Genomic DNA, 19,450 nt, shown 5'->3' with positions numbered 1-19,450 from the left:
ACAAGTTAAGCATTTTGGCTAAATATCAGCTATCTAGCTCATACATAGGCTGCTACAGTTATATCAATATCAATTCGATGTAATAGAGGTAGCCTATGTATCCCCACCTCACTGGTTTGGGTATTCACGACCCTAAGCAGATTGAACGTTATTCCCTACGCCAAGAAGCACACAAAGACGTGCTCAAGATCTATTTCCACAAGCAAAAAGGCGAGCTGTTCGCCAAAAGCGTTAAATTCAAATACCCGCGCCAAATCAAAAATGTTCTTGTGGACAGTGGCAGTCACAAATATAAAGAAGTAACGGAAATCAACCGTAACCTCACATTGGTCATTGATGAACTGAATAAAATCACTAAGCCAACGAAACAACCTGAGGTTGATATCAAAGAGAAAATTCTCTCAGACCTTCGTCATTTAGAAAAAGTTGTTTCGAGCAAGATCGCAGAGATCGAAGCAGATCTCGAAAAACTGAAGTAAAACGTTAAGTCTTAAATATTAAAAAAGGGTTAGCATTGATACTAACCCTTTTTATTTGTACTCAATCATTATCTAGATCTAACTGCGCCGATTATCGGTTGATCATCGATTCATCCCACTCAAATCGAGTAAACAATTGCTGCCAAGTCTCATCAAGATTGGCCGTCATGACAATATCTTGATCGGTAAATGGATGGACAAACCGTAACTCTGAAGCGTGCAGTAGCAAACGATGAGAATCAAACTCTGTGCGATATAGCTTGTTGTGCTTGCCATCTCCGTGCGTTGTATCACCCACGATCGGATGGCGTAGATGCGCCATATGACGACGAAGTTGGTGCTTACGCCCCGTTTTAGGTTTCATCTCAACTAAGCAATAACGCGTTGTAGGAAATTTACCCGTCGAATAGGGAACTTCCACTTTAGCCAACGGTTTATATTCCGTCACCGCTTCTTGCGCTTCTTTTTCTTGTGAAGCAAACTTATCCGCAATCTTGTCTAACTCGACTTTAAGTGCGTAATCCAAGACGCCCTCTTCCTCAATCCAACCACGTACTATCGCGTGGTACGTCTTTTCCATTTTATGTTCAGCAAACATCGGCATGACTTGTGACGCGACTTCACTCGACAACGCAAACACGAGCACACCAGATGTTGGACGATCCAGACGATGTAATGGGAACACATGCTGACCAATTTGGTCGCGCAAAGTTTGCATGACAAACTGAGTTTCGTGTTTATCTAACCAACTGCGGTGCACCAGCATGCCGGCAGGCTTGTTAACCGCTACAAAATATTCATCCTGATAAACGATCTCCAGTTCCACTGGTTCTGAAGATCGCGCTATTTCTTGTTCTAGCATTCGTTTACTTACACAGTTCGTCAATGGTTCGGATTGTAACAAGCAGCTCTGCGAACTGCGGTTCCTGCTTCCACGCTTCTGAAAAATAGGGCTCGAGAGAAAACCCTCTTGGCAATGGTTGGTTGTTTTCCACTAGCACGTGCATTCTGTCTATAAAGATCCACTGCAACCACTCATGAGGATGCAACGTATCAATCGCAAATGGCTCCACGCTTTGTAAGGCTTGCTCTGAAGGCCTAGTGTGTTGCCACAACTTATGTTCTTTAAGCTGCGTTTCAAGTTGGTGAAGTAAGTCGACCAATTGAGTATTTGTTACCATTAATTCTATCTCGAACCTTGAATTAGCCGAGAATGATACCATTTCTTGTGAAAAGAACGTTAGGACGTCGTATTTAATGGAAAACATTCAAACCCTCACTCAACTGTTGAACAACAGCCGCTGTGATTATCAAATCTTCGATCTTGGTCGTCGTATCAAAACCATCGCTAAGAAAGAGTTTGCCGATGTAGAAAAAGGTCAAGCACCGTACCCATTTCCAATGCAGCGTAAAGCACACCTTGCCATCGCTTATTGGAATGAACAAAAGCAACCTTGGATTTGGTTTCTAAAGTTTGAATTGGACGAGCGCGGTTTGTTAAAGCAAGCGGATATCGGCAATTTCATTAAATACGTAGTGGAAGCCATGGGAACACGCCTCAATGATGATATCACTGAAGAGCAACAGCAAAAGCTGTCTAATAACCCATATACGTTCAAACCTTCCGAAGACAAAATGGCCGTGTTCCATAGCCAGGTCCGCGCGAATCTCGATCTTCCTACCAGCCAATATTATGAGCACACTCAGCATTACTTTTCAGGTGGCTTAGGCTGGGATAATTGGCAAACCGTAGGTCTGCAAGGAATCACCGACATGGCCGCTCGTTTGGACAAAGAGCAAAACGGGGTAATGATACGCAAAGCATTGAACCACCTACCGAATGAACCACTTTATGCTCTGTTGGGTGCGCTTGAGCATGTAGAGTTACAAGAGCGTTTAGCTGAGCGTATCGCCGACAAAGCACAACAAGAAATCGCAAGTAGCGAGCCTGATCTCTTCCTACTTTCAGCGCTTATCCGAGCTTTGGCTGGCGCACCAACAGCCATTGCCTCTCCAGTGTTAGAAGCGATTTTACAAAGCCCTCGTTTAAGCCATCAGGAAGTACTGATTGGCGTGGCTGGCCGAGCTTGGCACTTACTAGCCAATGAAAAGGTAGCAGAACAGTTTTTGCTACGTTTAGCTCAAACCGGTAATCAAGCCCTATTTAATCAGTTATTTGCCGATTTAGTGATGCTACCAGAGTTAAGAATGGTGCTATTGCCCCTGTTACATTCAAATCCATCTGAAGAACTAGCAAAGGCGCTAGTAAGCTTACAACAAGCAACAAAGGGATAATAAAGGTTAAGGGATGATTGGTGATCTTTTAGCAATTTTAGGGCTATGCTTTTTCTGTTATCTGTTTTGGCAACAACGTCGTCAAGCCGAACTCGCAAAAGTGGCAATCACGCGTAAATGTGAGCAATTGGATCTCCAATTAATCAGCATCGCCTTTGGTGCCCATAAACTAAAAACGCCAGACGGAGTCTGGCGTTGGCATACGGTGTATCAATTTGAGTTTTCATCGCTTGGTGACGATTGCTACCAAGGAGAGCTAACTATGGTCGGTTTCAGGCCGCAGAACTTTCACCTACCACCGCATCGCTTGTAAATTCCATTTCAAAGTAAGGACCATATAGATCCTTACTTTCTTTTGTTTCAACAAATCCCAGTTTTTTCAGCACCGCCATAGAAGCTTGATGGTTGCTATTCACGTTAGCTTTAACCTTATGTAGCCCCAGCTCACGGCACGCCTTGGGGAAAAACGCTTTTAGAGCTTCTGTCGCTAACCCTTTACCCCAATAAGATTTATCAAAAATAAACCCTAACTCAGGCTCGGAATCGAGATGGGAAATGAACACGTGCCCCATATAGTCACGACTGGTGCTTTCTAGCACCGCCATACTATAAATATTTTCATCATCCAGTATTTTCTCAAACATCTGTTTGGCAGACGCGACAGTATACGGACCGTTCATTTCAGCACGGTTTTTCGCACAGCAATTCAGCATGACGAACTCTAGTTGCAACGACTCATTGTAGGGTAGAAGAAGCATTCTTCTGGTTACTATGGCCACATCTGTTCCTTGATTACAACAAACTTTATTTATCCGCAGATCACAAACTCGATGAGCTTGAATATGCTCAATAACTGCGGGGCATAACACCTTGTAGAGAAGCCGAAAGTTAAACCAACTGGTTGGAAAGGATATTGATCTGGATTGTTTTTTATTAAGTGTTATTAGGAATTTATAAATTTTGTGATATTGATATACCCAAGTCACCTCAAGGTGCCTAATTCAACGAGAACGACTAGGTATCTTTTTTATATAAGAAAGACCCCGACACATAAGTATCGGGGTCATGGTCTTACTCGCAGCAGTCCGGCTACTAAAAGTGCTCCATGCATCATCCATAATAGTGGCTGATTCCGTCAGCTTATTCCTTACGTCGCCGTCCTAGCGGTGTCCTTATCATCCTGATAGCTAACATTCCCCGTTAGCACACATCACTTGTTCCTTGAGCGGTGTCCCTTGCATCTTCCTGACGCTGTCCATGACCTCTATCCTAGAGGGGTCCATTGTCTATCCTTAGTCATCAACATCCTATTGATGATAGTGTCCTTACAATGTCCTACGCTCCATGCTTGATTAATCATCCTGACCAACCAAATCGTCTTCCTGACGATAACCAAATCCTTGGTGCTTTCCTGTTCCATGTCTGCTTCCTGCTGACAACTCTCAATTTACGCCTTTCCTAAAAATTGACAATCTATCCTAGATAAATATTTACACACCACATTGGTTAAATAGTTGTTAAATCATTATTTATCAATAACTTGATGTTTGTAATTTCTATTTTTCCGCTCACGAAATCGTTTTCTCTCACAACCTATGTAAGAGATCTCTCACACCACACATTCCAAATTGCTATTCGCCAAATTAGGGGACTCAACGTATGATGATAGATATATCGTTGTTAAGGATTAAAAATGTTAACTCAAGACGTTACTAAAGAATTAGAAGCGGTAATGGAACAACTGCAACAACAAGGAAAAGAACCAACCGTAGCGTTAGTGAAAGCACGCTTGAAAACGCCCGTCCCAATGCCTGCATTAATCACCGCAATAAAAAGTTGGAAAAGTGCTCAGCGTGTTCCCAAGGTTGAAGTCGCAGCGCAAGCGCATACCGATAATGATCGTCTTGCAGCGCTAGAAAGCACGGTGAAAAAACTAGTCGCTCGCATTGAAGAGCTAGAAGCCAAGCTAAGTGAGAAGTCATCATGAAGTTATGGGTAGATGCAGACGCATGTCCGAAAGTCATCCGCGAAACCATTGTGCGTGCAGCCGAACGCACAGGGATTGAATGTACGTTTGTCGCCAACCACGTTGTCCCGGTGCCCAAAAGAGACAACATCCACTCGCTGCAAGTTCCAGCTGGATTTGACATCGCTGACAACGAAATCGTTAAGCGTGTGGAGGCCAACGATTTGGTGATCACATCAGACATTCCGCTTGCAGATGAGGTCATCTCTAAAGGCGCTCAAGCCCTCAGTTCACGTGGCGAGCTTTATACGAAAGACACCATCAAAGCGCGTCTAAATATACGCGACTTCATGGAAACCATGCGTTCAAGCGGAATTCAGACTGGTGGTCCCGCTGCGCTTTCCCAAACCGATCGCCGCGAATTTGCGAACCATTTAGATCGTATTTTGGCTAAATTTAGGAAGTAATCCTCACTCTATTCATATTGAGCCAGCGAATCAAAGCCTGGCTCATTCCTGAAAATTCATTTTCAGCATTGCACCCAAAGCGTGCTCTTACTCCCATTTGTTTTGTTCTGTTTATTTTTCATCTCGCTCACCATAGCTTCAATATGCAACGTGGTTTATTTTGAACGACGTTTTTAATAAATGTATAGAGAATAATGGGCTTTAACATCGTTTCTAGTGGAAGCTACCTGCCAACGAATCAATGGTCAGATCGAGAGATGGATCGCTTCCTAAAATTGGCGCCAGGGACCTGCCGAAATAAATTCGACGTTGAATATCGTCATGTAGCCAATACAAAAGAGACCGCTATTTACATGGCGGTGCAGGCGATAGAGCAGTGTTTAGGAAACATATATACCTTGGGCTCCATTGATCTCCTTATCTACGCCAGCGGCACTCACCACCAATCTCTGCCCTACGACGCCTCAGCGGTTCTCGCCGCGTTAGACGCTCCAACATGGCTAGAAAGCTTTGATTTGAACAGCACCTGTTTATCATTTCTCTCTGCGCTTGATCTTGCTCAGAGTCTATTCTTCGCAAAACGGTACCGTCGGATTCTCATTGTCACCAGCGAACTCGCTACTGGCATCACACTGAATCGAAATTTTACGCTAAAACCAGAAGTTGCAACCCTATTCGCAGACGGTGCCGCCGCATTTTTGCTCGAAGAACACAACGGTGATGGATTGCTCACCAGTCACTTTGAAACGCATCATACCGGGTATTCATTTTGTCAAATTAAGGGCGGAGGTAGTCATGTCAACCCTCATACCTCAGAGCATCAAGCCTATTTAAAAAGCTGCCAGTTTGAGATGGAGGGCAAAGCACTGTTTAAACATGTGCGTAAAACCTTACCGGCGTTTCTAAAAAAAGGCTTTGACGCCTCTCCGGTAACACTCAGCGATATTGATTATTTTCTTCCGCATCAAGCCAGTGCGCACGGGTTAAAAAAACTTCCATCACTCACCGGGTTACCAACCGAGAAAACCGTTAATCACTTTTCGACTTTGGGAAACCAAGTCGCAGCCTCACTCCCAATTAACTTACACTGGCTGCGTAATCAGCCAGAAACAGCAGGAAAACATGTGTTATTAGCTGGCACCGCCGCAGGGTTGTCACTAGGGATGGGAGTGCTAAAACTATGAAAATATTAGTCACTGGTGGCAGTGGGATGTTAGGTAGCGCAATTCTAAGAATGTTTCACCAGCAACATGAACTGCATTTTACAGCACGAAATACAGTCATCGCCAAACAACTCGCTGAGCAATTCGATGTAATCCCACATTTAGTCGATTTGAGAGACCACTCTGCTGTTCATGCGGTATGCCACGGCATGGATGCAATCATCCATTGTGCCGCTCTCTCAAGCCCATGGGGCAATTGGGAAGCGTTTTATCAAGCCAATGTAGATGCCACCAAAAACCTCGTCAATGCGGCTAATACGCATCAAATCTCGCGTTTTATCCATATTTCCTCCACCAGCGTCTACTTTGACCATCAAGACCGTTGGAATATTCGAGAAACCGACGCCATTGCTTCACACTGGTGTAATGATTACGCACACACCAAATACCTATCTGAACTTGAAGCCATAAAAGGCCAAAGCAAAGCGATCATTTTAAGACCGCGTGGCATTTTTGGTCCCAACGATCGCGCGATTATCCCAAGAGTGCTTAAGGCGATAAAAAACAACACTCTGCTTCTGCCATCGGGTAGGAACCCAGTGGTTGATCTAACTTATGTCGACAACGTTGCCCATGCGGCGATGCTCGCTTGCACTCAGGCAGACCGACTTCAGCATGGTGATGTCTTCAATATATCCAACAACGAACCAATGCCAATTGAGACTGTACTGCAAGCTTTATGTGTGGGGTTGAACCTAAAAGTAACGTTACAATCACTACCATACGGTGTGGTATCACCATTATTAAAGCTCAGTGAGCAAATACGAAGGCGCTTACCACATCAGCCAGAGCCAAGGCTCACTTCATACAGCGCAGGATTGTTTAACTATCATCAAACTCTGGATATCAGCAAGGCGATAAAAAACCTGAATTACCAACCGCTTTTTTCAATTCAAGAAGGAATACAGCAGTATGCAAACTGGTCTAAAAATAAAAATCTTTGAGGCTGGACACTGCGTACACCCAGGCTTTGTTGTCAAACCAGGTTCTGGTATTAAGCCTAGAGCATTTCCTGCAGCCGTTGCGTTAATTCAGCACCCGACACAAGGCAACATCCTGTTTGATACGGGATATCACGAGCACTTTTTTAGCGCGACTCGTCCCTTCCCTGAACGCTTTTATGCTTGGACAACACCTTGCCGCTATCAACAAGAACATGGGATTGTTGCGCAGTTAGCAAAAGAAAATCTCAAACCTCATGATATTGAGCATTTAGTGCTCTCCCACTTCCATGCCGATCACATTGCTGCTGTGTCTGAGTTTTCCCACTCTCAATTGCATTGCCAACAAAAAGGGGTGGATGCAATTACTAAAAGTGGTCGAATTGGAGGCGTAAGAAAAGGCTACCTAAAAGCTCTACTCCCTCCACAGCTTGAATCTAACTTCATCATTCATGGTGATTTTTCTGTGCCAATCAGCCAAATTCTTCCTCAGTGCCAAGGGGTTAACTTGCTCTGTAAAGACATGTTCGACGATGGACTTATTTATATGGTTAGCTTGCCAGGCCATGCAGCTGGCCAAGTGGGCTTGCTGGTTAAAAGAGACCAAAGTTGGCTGTTCTTACTCGCCGATGCATGCTGGTTAATCGAGAGCTTGAGTGAAAATATCGATCAGCATTGGCTGGCGAACATGCTTTGCGATGACACAAAGGCCTATAAAAACACCCTCTCCGAGTTGAGAAGTTGCTACCAACGAACCCACCACGTTGTTCGCTTCGTACCTTCACACTGTCAGGAAACTATCCAGCAGCTAATCAAAGAAGGATGGATGAAGTGAGAACGCTTATCTCAGAATTCTGGCGAACCCGCTACCGCCCTTTCGGTTCAAGGGAACAAGTCGAAGCGTGGCAGCAACAACATTTAACGCAACACCTGGATTGGGTATGCTGTCATTCACCGTATTACCGCTCTTTTCAAGGTGCACCACTCAGTGATTTCCCTATCATGAATAAGCAAACCATGGTGGAGAACCTTTCAGAGTTAAATACGAAGGGCTTAGATGCTGAACAGTTAATGCAGCAGGCACTCAAAGCAGAGCAGTCACGCAACTTTGCCGCTTCGAAAGTTGGCGATGTTACGGTTGGGCTTTCTTCGGGCACATCAGGCATGCGTGGGTTGTTTCTTGCTGACAAGCAGGAAACACAACTGTGGGCCGGCAATATATTGGCTCGCCTTTTGCCCAACCTATGGCAAAAGCACCGAATTGCACTAGCCTTGCGAGCCAACAGCCCACTGTATAAATCCGTCGCGAAAGGGCCTGTCACATTCTTTTATGCCGATTTAACCAAACCTTACCAAGAATGGATAAAAGAGCTGGATGAGTTCCAACCCACGCTTTTGGTTGGTAGTGCGCAAGCTCTTCAGCTCTGCGCCCAGTTCAGCGGTCAATTTGGTCAACCCGCAATTCAACCACAGCGGATCATTTCTGGGGCAGAGGTTCTAACCGAGAGTGACCGTCACTATATTTCTCAACGGTTCGACAGCGAACTCCATGAAGTCTATCAATGTACTGAAGGTTTTCTTGCATGTACTGATCAGCATGGACAAATGCGCTGGAATCAAGATGTTGTTTACATCGAAAAACATTGGCTGAATACCGAACGTACTCATTACAGCCCAATCATTACCGATTTTCGTCGTAAAACTCAGCCAATTATTCGTTATCAGCTCGACGATATTATTGAGAATAAACAGGATAATGGCGTATTTGAACCTCTTGGCGCAATTGCCGGACGATGTGGTGATCGCCTCACGCTAAACTCAAACCACGTCCCAGTGACGGTGTTACCAGATCTCATCTACCGCGCTATAACACTATCTGCCCAAGGTCGCGTGGATTACCGAATCACCCAAACAGGGTCACAAACCATTCAAATTGAAGCGGATGTTCACCACCATAGGGTTATACATCAAGCCTTGATAAAGTTGTTTGACCAATTACGGCTTGATCCTGTCAGATTTAGTTACCGCCCTACGCCTATTTGGACGCCAATGAATAAACAACGACGTGTGGTGAACATATGCGGGTCTTAATCACCGGAGCCCGAGCACCAGTTGCACTAGAGTGGGCAACCATGTGTATGCATCATGGGCATGAAGTAATTCTCACCGATTCGCTAAAAAAGCCTCTGGGATCATTTTTGCGAGGCATCGAGTCTTATATACCCACCGCTTCACCTCGATTTGCGTTTCCCACCTATCAACAGCAGATCCTAAAAATCATTACTCAGATGCGTATTGATATGGTGATACCCACTTGTGAAGAAGTTTATTACTTGGCCCATGTTGCCAAGCAATGCCCAGAAGTAGATTTTTTTCTGCCCAATGTGGGACTACTCAATGCCTTGCACAACAAGTTGACCGTTTTTGAACAGCTTCAAGGCTTGCCAGAGATTACACTTCCAAAAACTCGTTTGGTCGCAGATAAAAGTGAGATTGAAATTAATAAGAGAACCGTTCTAAAGCCAGTTTACTCTCGGTTTGGCGGGCAAGTCATACGAGATGTGACTACTCAGTCTATTTCAGCCGCCACGATATCGACCCTTTATCCTTGGGTGCAGCAACAAAAAATCCACGGAACGCCAATGTGTAACTATGCGATTTTTGAACATGGTGACCTTAAAGCACACCAAGCTTATGTGCCGAAATACTGTGTAAACGGATCGGCCGCCAGTGCTTTTCAGCCGATCTCATGCGAACGACTAGATACTTTTATCGCAGCTTTTGGTGAGCGTCATACTTATCATGGGCAGGTGTCGTTTGACTTCATCCAATCACAAAATGATCTCTACGTGATTGAATGCAACCCAAGAGCCACAAGTGGTTTGCACCTACTCTCATCTCGATGCAATCAACTGCTTCCTAATATGGAGTTTACCAGTCCTTCCAAGCAGCGATTGCATCATTTAGGTCCAATAACACTCATCGCTGAAGGTGGATTATCCCTATTTAAGGCTCGAACTTGGCAAGATTGGTGGTCTGGAGTGAATGTAATGCAACAGCATAACTTGCCGGTAGGGAGCCAAATCCGGAGTGTGTTTGAATTACTCCGGTTAGCTAGGCAGAACAAGGCAAAATGGAGCGCCGCTTCTACCGTTGATATTGAGTGGAATGGAGAAGCGTTGCCATCATGACACTTTCCTCTCAAGAATGGCATAAAACCTTTATCACTCTTATGCAATCGAATCCTATTAATGAATGCACAGCAAGCTTTGGTTGCTACTATATCAATGATGTTGCCATTCCCTACTCCGTAACACCAAAAATACCAAACAACTGTTATGCCGTGTCCCCTATGACACTGCTTAGTGGCTACGCCGAAGAAGAGCTTCACAAAGTCAAAAATGTGGCTGTTCGATGGGTATGTAAGCTACTTATTAATATGACTAAACCAATCTTATCATTGGCTGGATTGGATCAAGTCCAAACGCTCAACAATCAGTGCTTGTCCACCAATATGTATAGCGAACAATGGGAATCCTTAAACCTTGATGAGCTGCGCCGCGTGGCACTCGATCAATACCCCACCTTTCCCTTGGTGCTTCGCTCCCTCAACCAACTTCAGCACTCACACTTAATTCAGCGATTAGAACAGCAACAATGGCAAAGCTTGGTAACACGACAAGTGTATTTACTTGAGGATTGGCAAGCATTCAGCTTCAACCGAGATTTAACAAAAGATTTCAAGCTGTTTAATGATAAAGATTGGCAGTTTAAGCCACTGGCTACTGATGAAGAGTTTCAGCGCGCCAAAGTGTTATATGACATGCTTTACCTTGATAAATACAGCCGGAATAACATCCAGTTTTCAACCCAATATTTAAAGCAGGCTAGCCAGAATAACTTAGTGCATTTAGTGGGACTGTTTTATCAAGACGAGATGCTGGCTACGTTAGGCATAGTAGAAATTGATAACGACATGACTTGCCCAATTTTTGGCTACGATACCAATAAGCCGCAGAGTTTTGCGCTGTATAGAAGAATATCTGCTTATACCATCCGCCACGCAATGATATGCCAGCGTCGCTTTAATATGAGCTCAGGGGCACCAGCTTTTAAACGCAACCGAAAAGCCCAGCCAGAAATTGAATTTAGCTATGTTTATATTGCGCACTTACCTTGGTACAAACGCGTAATTTGGCAAAGCTTGTGCTGGCTCACTCAGCACTTTTATCGCCCTTTGTTGATGCGTTTTCAGCTATAAAACGACATCGATAGCCAAACAAGCCTGCGTGCACACAATCTGGATCGATAAAAAAAGCCTGCGACGTTCGCAGGCTTTTGTAATGGAGCTGTGTGAGGTAACCGTTTTTTACGGTGTGTAGTATGTTGCTGCGCCAGGGCCTACTGGTAAACCAAATACGAATACCCATAGATAGAACAACACACTCCAACCGACAATGAAGCAGATTGAGTAAGGTAGCATGGTCGCGATCAGCGTACCGATACCCAAGTTCTTCATGTAACGAGTTGCTACCGCTAGGATCAAACCAAAGTAGCTCATCATTGGAGTAATGATGTTTGTCGTCGAGTCACCAATTCGGTAAGCAGCCTGAATCGTTTCCGGTGCATAACCAACAAGCATCAACATAGGAACAAAAATCGGTGCCGTCACTGCCCACTGTGCCGATGCCGAACCAATCATTAGGTTGATAAAGCCACACATGAGGATGAAGGCAAAGAACAACATTGGGCCAGTTAAGCCAATTTCTTGCAGGAAGCTTGCACCAGCAACCGCAAATACCTGACCGAAGTTGGTCCATTTAAAGAAAGCAACGAACTGAGCAGCAAAGAAAACCAATACAATGTACATGCCCATAGAAGACATAGATTTCGCCATTGCATCAATCACATCGCGATCCGTCTTCATCGTGCCAACAACTTTACCAAACACAAAGCCTGGGATAGCAAAGAACACAAAGATGAATGCCACGATACTTTTCAGGAATGGAGAACCTGCAATTGTACCTGCATCAGAACGTAAGATGCCGTCAGCTGGAACAACCGTCCAAGCAAGCAACGCGGAAACAACCAGTACAGCAACACCTGCTAGTTTTAGACCTTTCTTCTCAATGTCTGTTAAGCCGCCCATTTTGTCGTTCGACAAATCTTCTGAGGCTTCTTCTTCACTGTATTTGCCAAGCTTTGGCTCAACAATTTTTTCAGTAACAAACGCACCAGTGATTGCAATGAAGAACGTCGAAACAAACATGAAGTACCAGTTAACTTCTGGACCAACAGTGTAAGTTGGGTCAATCATTTGCGCTGCTGTTTCAGTAATACCTGACAGTAGCGGGTCAACCGTACCGATAAGTAGGTTTGCTGAATAACCACCAGATACACCAGCGAATGCCGCAGCGAGGCCTGCAAGTGGGTGACGACCTAGAGAATGGAACAGCATTGCTGCCAGTGGAATAAGTACCACATACCCCAGCTCTGATGCCGTATTTGAAATGATACCAGCGAAAACAACAGTCACTGTTACCATGCGTTGAGATGCGCCCATGACCAAGCCACGCATAGCTGCAGATAGCAAACCAGAGTACTCAGCAATAGCAACACCCAACATCGCAACCAAAACCGTGCCTAAAGGTGCAAAGCCAACAAAGTTTTTCACTAAGTTAGTAACGATAAGTTCGAGTCCATCAGCGTTAAGTAAGCTGACGACATGAATCATGCCATCTGCGGCACGACCTTTTGCGCCCTCAGGACGAGGGTCTACAACGGAAACTTCGAAGTATCCTGCAATGCCCGACATCACCAGAATGGCTAAACAGAAAATGGCAAATAGTGTGATCGGGTGAGGTAATAAGTTCCCCAAATATTCGACAGTATCCAAAAAGCGCGTAAACAGCGGCTTCTTAGGCGAGTTTTGTTTAATTGAATCAGATGAACTCATCTGTTCCCTCCTTGTTTTTATTCCTGTGCAAATGTGACAAAAATGTCAAAAAAGCGAGCGAAGGGTACTTGAGTAGAAGGTTAAAGAAAAGCCCTAAATGTTACAAACTGTGACCATTAGAGAGTTTTATAACCAATAATAAACAAAAACGTAGATATTTCATCCATGTAAAACAGTTAAGTCAAAATTATCAATTAAACAAAACCATAAGCCAGAAATATGCAGAACGATTACTTCTGCACTGCTTTAAACCTCGGATTCGCCTTACAAATGACATATAGACGCCCTCTTCGTTTTACGATCTGGCAATCCGGATGACGACTTTTTGCACTTTTTAATGATTTCAATACCTTCATGATTTATTCCTTTTCGCTCTTAAATTGACCAAAACGACGGTTGAAGTTCGCAATACGACCTTCTGTTTGAACCACTCGCTGTTTACCGGTGTAGTACGGATGGGATGCTGACGACACATCTAACGTAAAGTAAGGGTAGGTTTTGCCATCTTTCCATTCGATGGTTCTCTCTGTTTTCAACGTAGAACCAACAACGAAGTATTCATCTACGCTGGTGTCGTGGAACACCACTGGACGATATTCAGGGTGGATTCCTGGTTTCATAATACTTTTCCTCTTAATTAAAATGTTATGTTATAACGTTTTAATTAATAATCATTATCAACAAGAAAAGCAAGAGAAATTTGTGATACTTTTCATCTCAATGAATTCTTAAAGATGTCCACCATGTATTCCATTGAACCCATCGGCGTCATTGAGACACCGTACAAAGAAAAGTTTGCAGTACCGCGCCAGCCTCGCTTAGTACCAACAGCGAAAGCACGCGTAAAACTGTTAGGCGCAGCGAATAGCCCTGAAGCAGTGCGTGGGCTAGAACAGTTCTCTCACGTTTGGCTGTTATTTTTGTTTGATCAAAATCTGGAAGCAGGTTGGAAGCCAACCGTCCGTCCACCACGACTGGGCGGCAATGAACGAATAGGTGTCTTTGCCTCACGCTCGACTTTCCGCCCAAACGGAATCGGAATGTCAGCCGTTGAAGTAAACGGAGTCACTAAGCAAGGCGATCAAATCTATCTTGATTTAGGCAGCGTTGATCTCGTTGATGGGACACCGATTGTAGATATTAAGCCTTATATCCCCTATTCGGATTCTATTTCGGAAGCACAAGGCGGATACGCAGACCAAGAACCAGAAAAGTCACAAGTCACCTTTTCTACTCAAGCATTAGCAACGATAGAAAATCGATCCGATACTGACTATGTAAGATCAGTCATTGAACAAGTTCTGGCCCAAGATCCTCGTCCTGCATACAAGAAAAGCAAGCCGGACGACAAAGAATATGCGGTAAATTTGTTCGACTTGAACGTAAAGTTCACAGCAACAAGCAACTTAATAACGGTTACCGCTATTGAAAGCTTTTGACAAACGCAATTGGCTGATATTATAGACGGCTAATAAATTTCCCTTTCGGGAACTCCTATACTCCAGCTTATTCAAGCTTGAGTATCTAACTTAAATAAACGGATAAATTTAATGCGTACCAGTAATTATCTTCTTTCTACTCTGAAGGAGACTCCAAACGACGCAGAAGTAGTGAGCCACCAGCTCATGCTACGTGCAGGTATGATCCGTAAGCTGGCTTCAGGTCTATACACCTGGCTACCTACTGGTCTACGTGTACTGCGTAAAGTCGAAAACATCGTTCGTCAAGAAATCGACAATGCAGGCGCAGTCGAAACTTTGATGCCCGTTGTTCAGCCGTTTGAACTATGGGAAGAGACAGGCCGCAGCGAAAAGATGGGTCCTGAGCTACTTCGCTTTACTGACCGTCATGTTCGTCCGTTTGTACTTAGCCCAACCGCTGAAGAAGTGATCACTAGCCTTGTTCGCAATGAAGTGAGCTCTTACAAACAGCTTCCGCTAAACCTGTACCAAATCCAAACCAAATTCCGTGACGAACGTCGTCCACGCTTCGGTGTAATGCGTTCACGTGAATTCTCAATGATGGATGCGTACAGCTTTGACATTGATAAAGACGGCCTACAAAAGTCATACGACGCAATGCACGATGCTTACTGCAAAGCATTCGATCGCATGGGTCTGGATTACCGTCCTGTACTAGCAGATAGCGGTGCTATCGGCGGTAGCGGCTCTCAAGAGTTCCACGTACTGGCTGAAAGTGGCGAAGACATCATCGCATTCTCTACCGAGTCAGATTACGCGGCAAACATCGAAAAAGCAGAAGCACTAGCTCCAGCCTCTGAAGCAGCGGCACCAACGCAAGAAATGACGTTGGTAGATACGCCAAACGCAAAAACAATCGCTGAATTGGTTGAACAGTTCGAGCTGCCAATTGAAAAAACAGTGAAAACTTTGTTTGTGAAAGCGTCTGACGAAGTTGATGCACCAATCATCGCGCTTATCATTCGTGGCGATCATGAGCTGAACGAAGTGAAAGCAGAAAACCTTCCTCAGGTTGCAGCTCCACTGGAAATGGCATCTGAAGAAGAAATTCGTGAGCTTATCGGTGCAGGCCCTGGTTCACTAGGCCCTGTTGGCCTTAAACTGCCGTTCATTGTTGACCGCAGCGTTGCGGTAATGAGCGACTTCGGTGCGGGCGCGAACATCGATGGCAAACACTACTTCGGCATTAACTGGGGTCGTGACGCAGAGCTTGGTCAAGTTGAAGACCTACGCAACGTGGTTGAAGGCGATCCAAGCCCATGTGGTAAAGGCATTATCCAGCTTAAGCGTGGTATCGAAGTTGGCCATATCTTCCAACTTGGCAACGCTTACTCCGCAGCGATGAACTGTGGTGTACTTGGTCCTGATGGTAAGAACGTCATCCTAGAAATGGGCTGTTACGGCATCGGTATCACTCGCGTCGTTGCGGCTGCTATTGAGCAAAACCACGACAAATACGGCATCATCTGGCCAGATGCAATCGCACCATTCCAGGTTGCGATCGTTCCAATGAACATGCACAAGTCAGAAGAAGTAAAAGAAGCCGCTGAGAAGTTGTACGCTGAGCTAACGGCAATGGGCATCGAAGTCCTATTTGACGACCGTAAAGAACGCCCAGGCGTAATGTTCTCTGACATGGAGCTTATTGGTGTACCGCATACCATTATTATCGGTGACCGCTCAATGAAAGAAGGCAACTTCGAGTACAAGAACCGTGCTACTGGTGAGAAAACGCCAGTCGCAATGACTGATATTATCGAGCACGTAAAGGCTCAACTAAAGTAAGCGCTCGACGGTTCTCATTTGAAGTAATTTCAAAATAATTAGAAAGGGTTGACTTCGGTCAGCCCTTTTTTATTACTGTGCAACCTTACTACTCCCCTTTAGATCTATTCACTTTGTTAATCTTTGGTTCAGCTTCTTGCTATTAAACTGATTTCATCATCTAAAGGAGGTCAGTTATGGATTTAAAAAGTCTTCTAAACCAAGCACTCAAATCAGACTTACTCAAGCAAGGGGCTGATGCGTTAGGTAAACAAACTAACAACATCAAATCCTCATCAAACTCAAGTAGCCTGAAAACGCTAGGAGCAGGCGCCGTTGGCGGAGGCCTTATCGGTATGCTGATGGGCTCGAAGAAAAGTAAAAAAATGACCAAGAAAATAGGCTCGGGCGCATTAAAAGTCGGTGGCGCTGCTGCGCTTGGAGCATTAGCCTACAAAGTTTATAACGACTGGCAAGCCAAACAGTCCGGTCAAGGTGTTCATGAGACCTTTGACCCCGATGACAGCAAACACAGTGTACTAATTTTAAAAGCAATGATTGGAGCCGCAAAAGCCGATGGCCATGTCGATGAAGAGGAAATGGCCCGCATCGAGCAAGCCCTCACGGATATGGGCGCAGATGAGCACGTACGTCAACTCGTTCAGCAAGAACTAAACAAACCGCTTGATCCTGCTGAAATTGCTAATCAGGCGACCTCTCCCCAACAAGCGTCAGAAATTTATCTCGCGTCTTTGATTGTTGCTGATGAGCAAAACTTCATGGAAAAAGCGTATTTGCAAGAACTGGCAAAACAACTTCAGCTTTCACCAGAAGTCACTCAGCAGTTAGAAGTACAAATGCAGTGATTAAATCTCGCTCAAGCAACTCCTCAACTTGAGCCAAAACAACTCTGCACTTTGAGTTTCAAATCTGCTGTGTGTATATTGAGATAAGTTATCATTTAGTGGAAAGAAAACATGCAAGTATACGGCTGTTGTGAACTGGTTCGTGAGCTTTATGCTCAAATTGGTAGTGGCGATCAAGCTTACATTCCTCAGGCAATTTCATGTGCTGTTAAAGCGCTGAACGATGTTGCGGCGGATGAGTCTCTGCCTAAAGAAGTGCGTGAAAAAGCGGCATTTGCTGCGGCAAACCTACTGATTTCAGATTTTGAGGATAAGTAATGAATCTAGCGAACTTTGAATCCATGGATCCTGTCATGCTCATGAGCATTGTAAATATGAAGCTACGCGACGACTTCGGTGGTGACTTAGATAAACTGGTAGCTTTCTTCGATATCGATCGCACAGCACTAGAAGCAAAACTGGCTTCTGCTGGTTTTGACTTTCTTCCAGAAGCAGGACAATTCCGTTAACCCGCAGCAATCACCGCGGGTAACTGAAACGGGGAATAACCAACATGAAAAAGGGCTTGATGATCACTCATCAAGCCCTTCTCTTTTGTCCAATAGACGTTTCGGTTAGCCGAATGAAGCCCATATGACCGTAGCCACAAGAATTGGACATACAAACTTCACATACGCAGGCCATAACTTACCAAACCAACCTTGCGTAAACTCCGGGCAACCTTGCTCAAGCTCTTTGATTTTTGAGTTGCGATTCCATACCCAACCACCAAATAAGCAGAATAAGAGCGCAGCGGTTGGTTGTAGATACTGAGTAGCAACCGTCGCGACCATACCAAACAGAGCGCCAAAGTTATAAACAATCACCACACTGAACAAGGCGATGAGACCACCTAAAACCCAGCTCGTTGCGCTACGCTTGGTGTTGAAACGCTCACTCACTAACGCCACTGGACACTCTAACATTGAAATTGAAGACGTTAGCGCCGCAATCGTCAGCAATAAAAAGAACACAATAGAGAACAATTGACCAAGCAAACCTAAGCTATCAAACATCAACGGCAATACGGTAAATACCAACGTATCAGAGCTTAATAGAGAGCCATCTTCAGCATAGATTTGAACGCCTTTTTGCATCGCAACAAACATCGCTGGCATCACCACTAACCCTGCAATGAAAGCAACGGCAGTATCTACCATGGTCACGTTCATCGCCATCTTTGGTAGGTTCTCTTTCTTACTCAAGTAAGAGCCATAAATCAGCATTGAACAGCCACCGATCGTAAGCGAGAAGAAGCCCTGCCCCATTGCAGCAAGAATCAACTTGCGGTCCCATACCTTTTCGAAATCCGGTACCAAGTAATGCTTTAGCCCTTCCATCGCACCGTTTTGCGTCATGATGTAAGCAAACAGTAGAGCAAACAAAACAAACAATGCTGGCATCAAACGTGTGGACCACTTCTCAATACCTTGTTTTACGCCACCTTGTACGATGAGAATCGTTAGCACATAAAAAGTAATGGTTCCGAACAAGTTACGTTCAACGCTAAAGCCCTTTAGCCATTGAGTTGCGGCTTCTAACCCCATTAGATCTGTGATTGCACCCAGTAAAAAGCAGATCAACCAACCACCGACAATAGAGTAAAACGCTAAAACAGCGCTTGGTACGCTTAAACCTATCCAGCCCACAATACCGCCGAGCTTTTTACCTACCGGATGATTGGTAAGCGAACGCATACTATCTACCGGGTTGGCTTGACCATGACGACCAATCGCCATTTCAACCACCAGCATAGGAAATGCGACGATAAGAATCATCACCAAATAAACCAACAGGAAAGCACCGCCGCCATTACTGGCAGCTTGGGTTGGAAAGCCCCAAATATTGCCAAGGCCAACTGCGGCACCTGCGGCTGCTAAGATGAATCCGAGACGAGAGCCAAAATGCTCACGAGGCTGAGAAGAGGTTTGCTGTGTCATACTACTCACACAAAATATCATTGAACTAGCTAA

The 19,450-nt window shown here is 44.7% G+C and carries 23 protein-coding genes; 16 read left to right on the top strand and 7 right to left on the bottom strand.

The annotated features are described in order from the left end of the window. Positions 1-95 precede the first annotated feature (95 nt). A complete protein-coding gene (locus VEA_RS06025) occupies positions 96-479 on the top strand; it encodes a DUF3461 family protein (protein WP_012841499.1) in 384 nt (127 codons plus the stop codon). 91 nt (positions 480-570) lie between these two features. Here the strand turns inward: VEA_RS06025 and truC are convergent, their stop codons facing one another. Both truC and VEA_RS06015 read right to left on the bottom strand, forming a co-directional pair. Next, entirely contained in the window at positions 571-1,341 is a 771-nt protein-coding gene (truC, locus tag VEA_RS06020; RefSeq protein ID WP_006742533.1) for a tRNA pseudouridine(65) synthase TruC, read from the bottom strand. Positions 1,342-1,345: 4 nt separating this feature from the next. Further along, on the bottom strand, positions 1,346-1,660 hold the full coding sequence (locus VEA_RS06015) for a YqcC family protein (RefSeq protein ID WP_005391784.1): 315 nt from the start codon (positions 1,658-1,660) through the stop codon (positions 1,346-1,348). 76 nt (positions 1,661-1,736) lie between these two features. Here VEA_RS06015 and VEA_RS06010 point away from each other — a divergent pair, with 76 nt between their 5' ends. Both VEA_RS06010 and VEA_RS06005 read left to right on the top strand, forming a co-directional pair. After that, positions 1,737-2,774, top strand: a complete 1,038-nt coding sequence (locus tag VEA_RS06010) for a DUF3549 family protein (protein ID WP_006742534.1) — start codon at positions 1,737-1,739, stop codon at positions 2,772-2,774. Between the two features lie 13 nt (positions 2,775-2,787). Beyond that, positions 2,788-3,087 (top strand): DUF3301 domain-containing protein, encoded by a 300-nt coding sequence (locus VEA_RS06005; RefSeq protein WP_012841498.1) that lies wholly within the window; start codon positions 2,788-2,790, stop codon positions 3,085-3,087. Here VEA_RS06005 and VEA_RS06000 read toward each other — a convergent pair. Then, positions 3,047-3,532 (bottom strand): GNAT family N-acetyltransferase, encoded by a 486-nt coding sequence (locus tag VEA_RS06000; protein ID WP_080936742.1) that lies wholly within the window; start codon positions 3,530-3,532, stop codon positions 3,047-3,049. The genes VEA_RS06005 and VEA_RS06000 overlap by 41 nt on opposite strands. A gap of 935 nt (positions 3,533-4,467) precedes the next feature. On the opposite strand from VEA_RS06000, the gene VEA_RS05995 reads away from it, so the two are divergent. The 8 genes from VEA_RS05995 to VEA_RS05960 all read left to right on the top strand — a co-directional run bounded on the left by VEA_RS05995 (position 4,468) and on the right by VEA_RS05960 (position 11,632). Further along, positions 4,468-4,761: a hypothetical protein gene (locus VEA_RS05995; protein WP_012841496.1), complete on the top strand. Its 294-nt coding sequence runs from the start codon at positions 4,468-4,470 to the stop codon at positions 4,759-4,761. Continuing rightward, positions 4,758-5,207 (top strand): YaiI/YqxD family protein, encoded by a 450-nt coding sequence (locus tag VEA_RS05990; protein WP_012841495.1) that lies wholly within the window; start codon positions 4,758-4,760, stop codon positions 5,205-5,207. The genes VEA_RS05995 and VEA_RS05990 overlap by 4 nt, the downstream gene beginning before the upstream one ends. A gap of 194 nt (positions 5,208-5,401) precedes the next feature. Continuing rightward, entirely contained in the window at positions 5,402-6,391 is a 990-nt protein-coding gene (locus tag VEA_RS05985) for a ketoacyl-ACP synthase III (protein ID WP_006742535.1), read from the top strand. Then, positions 6,388-7,374: an NAD-dependent epimerase/dehydratase family protein gene (locus VEA_RS05980; RefSeq protein WP_006742536.1), complete on the top strand. Its 987-nt coding sequence runs from the start codon at positions 6,388-6,390 to the stop codon at positions 7,372-7,374. Before VEA_RS05985 ends, VEA_RS05980 begins: the two co-directional genes overlap by 4 nt. Next, on the top strand, positions 7,343-8,206 hold the full coding sequence (locus tag VEA_RS05975; RefSeq protein WP_012841494.1) for an MBL fold metallo-hydrolase: 864 nt from the start codon (positions 7,343-7,345) through the stop codon (positions 8,204-8,206). The genes VEA_RS05980 and VEA_RS05975 overlap by 32 nt, the downstream gene beginning before the upstream one ends. Continuing rightward, positions 8,194-9,462, top strand: a complete 1,269-nt coding sequence (locus VEA_RS05970) for a F390 synthetase-related protein (RefSeq protein WP_208855289.1) — start codon at positions 8,194-8,196, stop codon at positions 9,460-9,462. Before VEA_RS05975 ends, VEA_RS05970 begins: the two co-directional genes overlap by 13 nt. Continuing rightward, a complete protein-coding gene (locus VEA_RS05965; protein ID WP_006742539.1) occupies positions 9,450-10,562 on the top strand; it encodes an ATP-grasp domain-containing protein in 1,113 nt (370 codons plus the stop codon). Before VEA_RS05970 ends, VEA_RS05965 begins: the two co-directional genes overlap by 13 nt. Beyond that, positions 10,559-11,632, top strand: coding sequence for a hypothetical protein (locus VEA_RS05960; protein WP_012841492.1), 1,074 nt, complete (start codon positions 10,559-10,561; stop codon positions 11,630-11,632). Before VEA_RS05965 ends, VEA_RS05960 begins: the two co-directional genes overlap by 4 nt. Before the next feature lie 108 nt (positions 11,633-11,740). Here the strand turns inward: VEA_RS05960 and VEA_RS05955 are convergent, their stop codons facing one another. From VEA_RS05955 to VEA_RS05950, 3 genes are all read right to left on the bottom strand, one after another. Further along, the gene (locus VEA_RS05955; protein ID WP_006742541.1) at positions 11,741-13,327 is read right to left on the bottom strand and encodes an AbgT family transporter; all 1,587 of its coding nucleotides are present in this window, start codon (positions 13,325-13,327) and stop codon (positions 11,741-11,743) included. Between the two features lie 230 nt (positions 13,328-13,557). Then, positions 13,558-13,683, bottom strand: coding sequence for a type B 50S ribosomal protein L36 (gene ykgO, locus VEA_RS23155; protein ID WP_005593337.1), 126 nt, complete (start codon positions 13,681-13,683; stop codon positions 13,558-13,560). A 3-nt stretch (positions 13,684-13,686) separates the two neighbouring features. Continuing rightward, the gene (locus VEA_RS05950; protein ID WP_012841491.1) at positions 13,687-13,947 is read right to left on the bottom strand and encodes a type B 50S ribosomal protein L31; all 261 of its coding nucleotides are present in this window, start codon (positions 13,945-13,947) and stop codon (positions 13,687-13,689) included. A gap of 123 nt (positions 13,948-14,070) precedes the next feature. Between VEA_RS05950 and tsaA the strand changes: the two genes are divergently transcribed. The 5 genes from tsaA (at position 14,071) to VEA_RS05925 (ending at position 17,947) form a co-directional block, all read left to right on the top strand. Further along, the gene (tsaA, locus tag VEA_RS05945; RefSeq protein ID WP_041852899.1) at positions 14,071-14,766 is read left to right on the top strand and encodes a tRNA (N6-threonylcarbamoyladenosine(37)-N6)-methyltransferase TrmO; all 696 of its coding nucleotides are present in this window, start codon (positions 14,071-14,073) and stop codon (positions 14,764-14,766) included. A 111-nt stretch (positions 14,767-14,877) separates the two neighbouring features. Next, positions 14,878-16,593 carry a proline--tRNA ligase gene (locus tag VEA_RS05940; RefSeq protein WP_006742543.1) on the top strand — a complete coding sequence of 572 codons (1,716 nt, stop codon included), beginning with the start codon at positions 14,878-14,880 and terminating at the stop codon, positions 16,591-16,593. Positions 16,594-16,769: 176 nt separating this feature from the next. Then, positions 16,770-17,438, top strand: a complete 669-nt coding sequence (locus VEA_RS05935) for a tellurite resistance TerB family protein (protein ID WP_006742544.1) — start codon at positions 16,770-16,772, stop codon at positions 17,436-17,438. 111 nt (positions 17,439-17,549) lie between these two features. Continuing rightward, a complete protein-coding gene (locus VEA_RS05930) occupies positions 17,550-17,756 on the top strand; it encodes a YaeP family protein (protein ID WP_005391765.1) in 207 nt (68 codons plus the stop codon). Beyond that, entirely contained in the window at positions 17,756-17,947 is a 192-nt protein-coding gene (locus tag VEA_RS05925) for a DUF4250 domain-containing protein (protein ID WP_012841490.1), read from the top strand. Before VEA_RS05930 ends, VEA_RS05925 begins: the two co-directional genes overlap by 1 nt. Before the next feature lie 105 nt (positions 17,948-18,052). Here VEA_RS05925 and VEA_RS05920 read toward each other — a convergent pair whose 3' ends face one another. Continuing rightward, the gene (locus tag VEA_RS05920) at positions 18,053-19,417 is read right to left on the bottom strand and encodes a sodium-dependent transporter (RefSeq protein WP_012841489.1); all 1,365 of its coding nucleotides are present in this window, start codon (positions 19,415-19,417) and stop codon (positions 18,053-18,055) included. Between the last annotated feature and the right edge of the window lie 33 nt (positions 19,418-19,450).

Source organism: Vibrio antiquarius (assembly GCF_000024825.1).
GTDB classification, from domain to species: Bacteria; Pseudomonadota; Gammaproteobacteria; order Enterobacterales; family Vibrionaceae; genus Vibrio; species Vibrio diabolicus.
Note: the sequence above shows the minus strand (reverse complement) of the source record. Positions and strands in the feature narration are given on the sequence as shown.

Bases quoted from the DNA above. Each gene is read 5' to 3' on its own strand.
- VEA_RS05975 (WP_012841494.1), top strand. From the start codon at position 7,343: ATGCAAACTGGTCTAAAAATAAAAATCTTTGAGGCTGGACACTGCGTA.
- ykgO (WP_005593337.1), bottom strand. From the start codon at position 13,683: ATGAAGGTATTGAAATCATTAAAAAGTGCAAAAAGTCGTCATCCGGAT.
- tsaA (WP_041852899.1), top strand. From the start codon at position 14,071: ATGTATTCCATTGAACCCATCGGCGTCATTGAGACACCGTACAAAGAA.
- VEA_RS06015 (WP_005391784.1), bottom strand. From the start codon at position 1,660: ATGGTAACAAATACTCAATTGGTCGACTTACTTCACCAACTTGAAACG.
- VEA_RS05920 (WP_012841489.1), bottom strand. From the start codon at position 19,417: ATGACACAGCAAACCTCTTCTCAGCCTCGTGAGCATTTTGGCTCTCGT.
- VEA_RS05980 (WP_006742536.1), top strand. From the start codon at position 6,388: ATGAAAATATTAGTCACTGGTGGCAGTGGGATGTTAGGTAGCGCAATT.
- VEA_RS05950 (WP_012841491.1), bottom strand. From the start codon at position 13,947: ATGAAACCAGGAATCCACCCTGAATATCGTCCAGTGGTGTTCCACGAC.
- VEA_RS06010 (WP_006742534.1), top strand. From the start codon at position 1,737: ATGGAAAACATTCAAACCCTCACTCAACTGTTGAACAACAGCCGCTGT.
- VEA_RS06005 (WP_012841498.1), top strand. From the start codon at position 2,788: ATGATTGGTGATCTTTTAGCAATTTTAGGGCTATGCTTTTTCTGTTAT.
- VEA_RS05990 (WP_012841495.1), top strand. From the start codon at position 4,758: ATGAAGTTATGGGTAGATGCAGACGCATGTCCGAAAGTCATCCGCGAA.
- VEA_RS05925 (WP_012841490.1), top strand. From the start codon at position 17,756: ATGAATCTAGCGAACTTTGAATCCATGGATCCTGTCATGCTCATGAGC.
- VEA_RS06025 (WP_012841499.1), top strand. From the start codon at position 96: ATGTATCCCCACCTCACTGGTTTGGGTATTCACGACCCTAAGCAGATT.
- VEA_RS05940 (WP_006742543.1), top strand. From the start codon at position 14,878: ATGCGTACCAGTAATTATCTTCTTTCTACTCTGAAGGAGACTCCAAAC.
- truC (WP_006742533.1), bottom strand. From the start codon at position 1,341: ATGCTAGAACAAGAAATAGCGCGATCTTCAGAACCAGTGGAACTGGAG.
- VEA_RS05970 (WP_208855289.1), top strand. From the start codon at position 8,194: ATGGATGAAGTGAGAACGCTTATCTCAGAATTCTGGCGAACCCGCTAC.
- VEA_RS05930 (WP_005391765.1), top strand. From the start codon at position 17,550: ATGCAAGTATACGGCTGTTGTGAACTGGTTCGTGAGCTTTATGCTCAA.
- VEA_RS05985 (WP_006742535.1), top strand. From the start codon at position 5,402: ATGGGCTTTAACATCGTTTCTAGTGGAAGCTACCTGCCAACGAATCAA.
- VEA_RS06000 (WP_080936742.1), bottom strand. From the start codon at position 3,532: ATGCTTCTTCTACCCTACAATGAGTCGTTGCAACTAGAGTTCGTCATG.
- VEA_RS05935 (WP_006742544.1), top strand. From the start codon at position 16,770: ATGGATTTAAAAAGTCTTCTAAACCAAGCACTCAAATCAGACTTACTC.
- VEA_RS05965 (WP_006742539.1), top strand. From the start codon at position 9,450: ATGCGGGTCTTAATCACCGGAGCCCGAGCACCAGTTGCACTAGAGTGG.
- VEA_RS05995 (WP_012841496.1), top strand. From the start codon at position 4,468: ATGTTAACTCAAGACGTTACTAAAGAATTAGAAGCGGTAATGGAACAA.
- VEA_RS05955 (WP_006742541.1), bottom strand. From the start codon at position 13,327: ATGAGTTCATCTGATTCAATTAAACAAAACTCGCCTAAGAAGCCGCTG.
- VEA_RS05960 (WP_012841492.1), top strand. From the start codon at position 10,559: ATGACACTTTCCTCTCAAGAATGGCATAAAACCTTTATCACTCTTATG.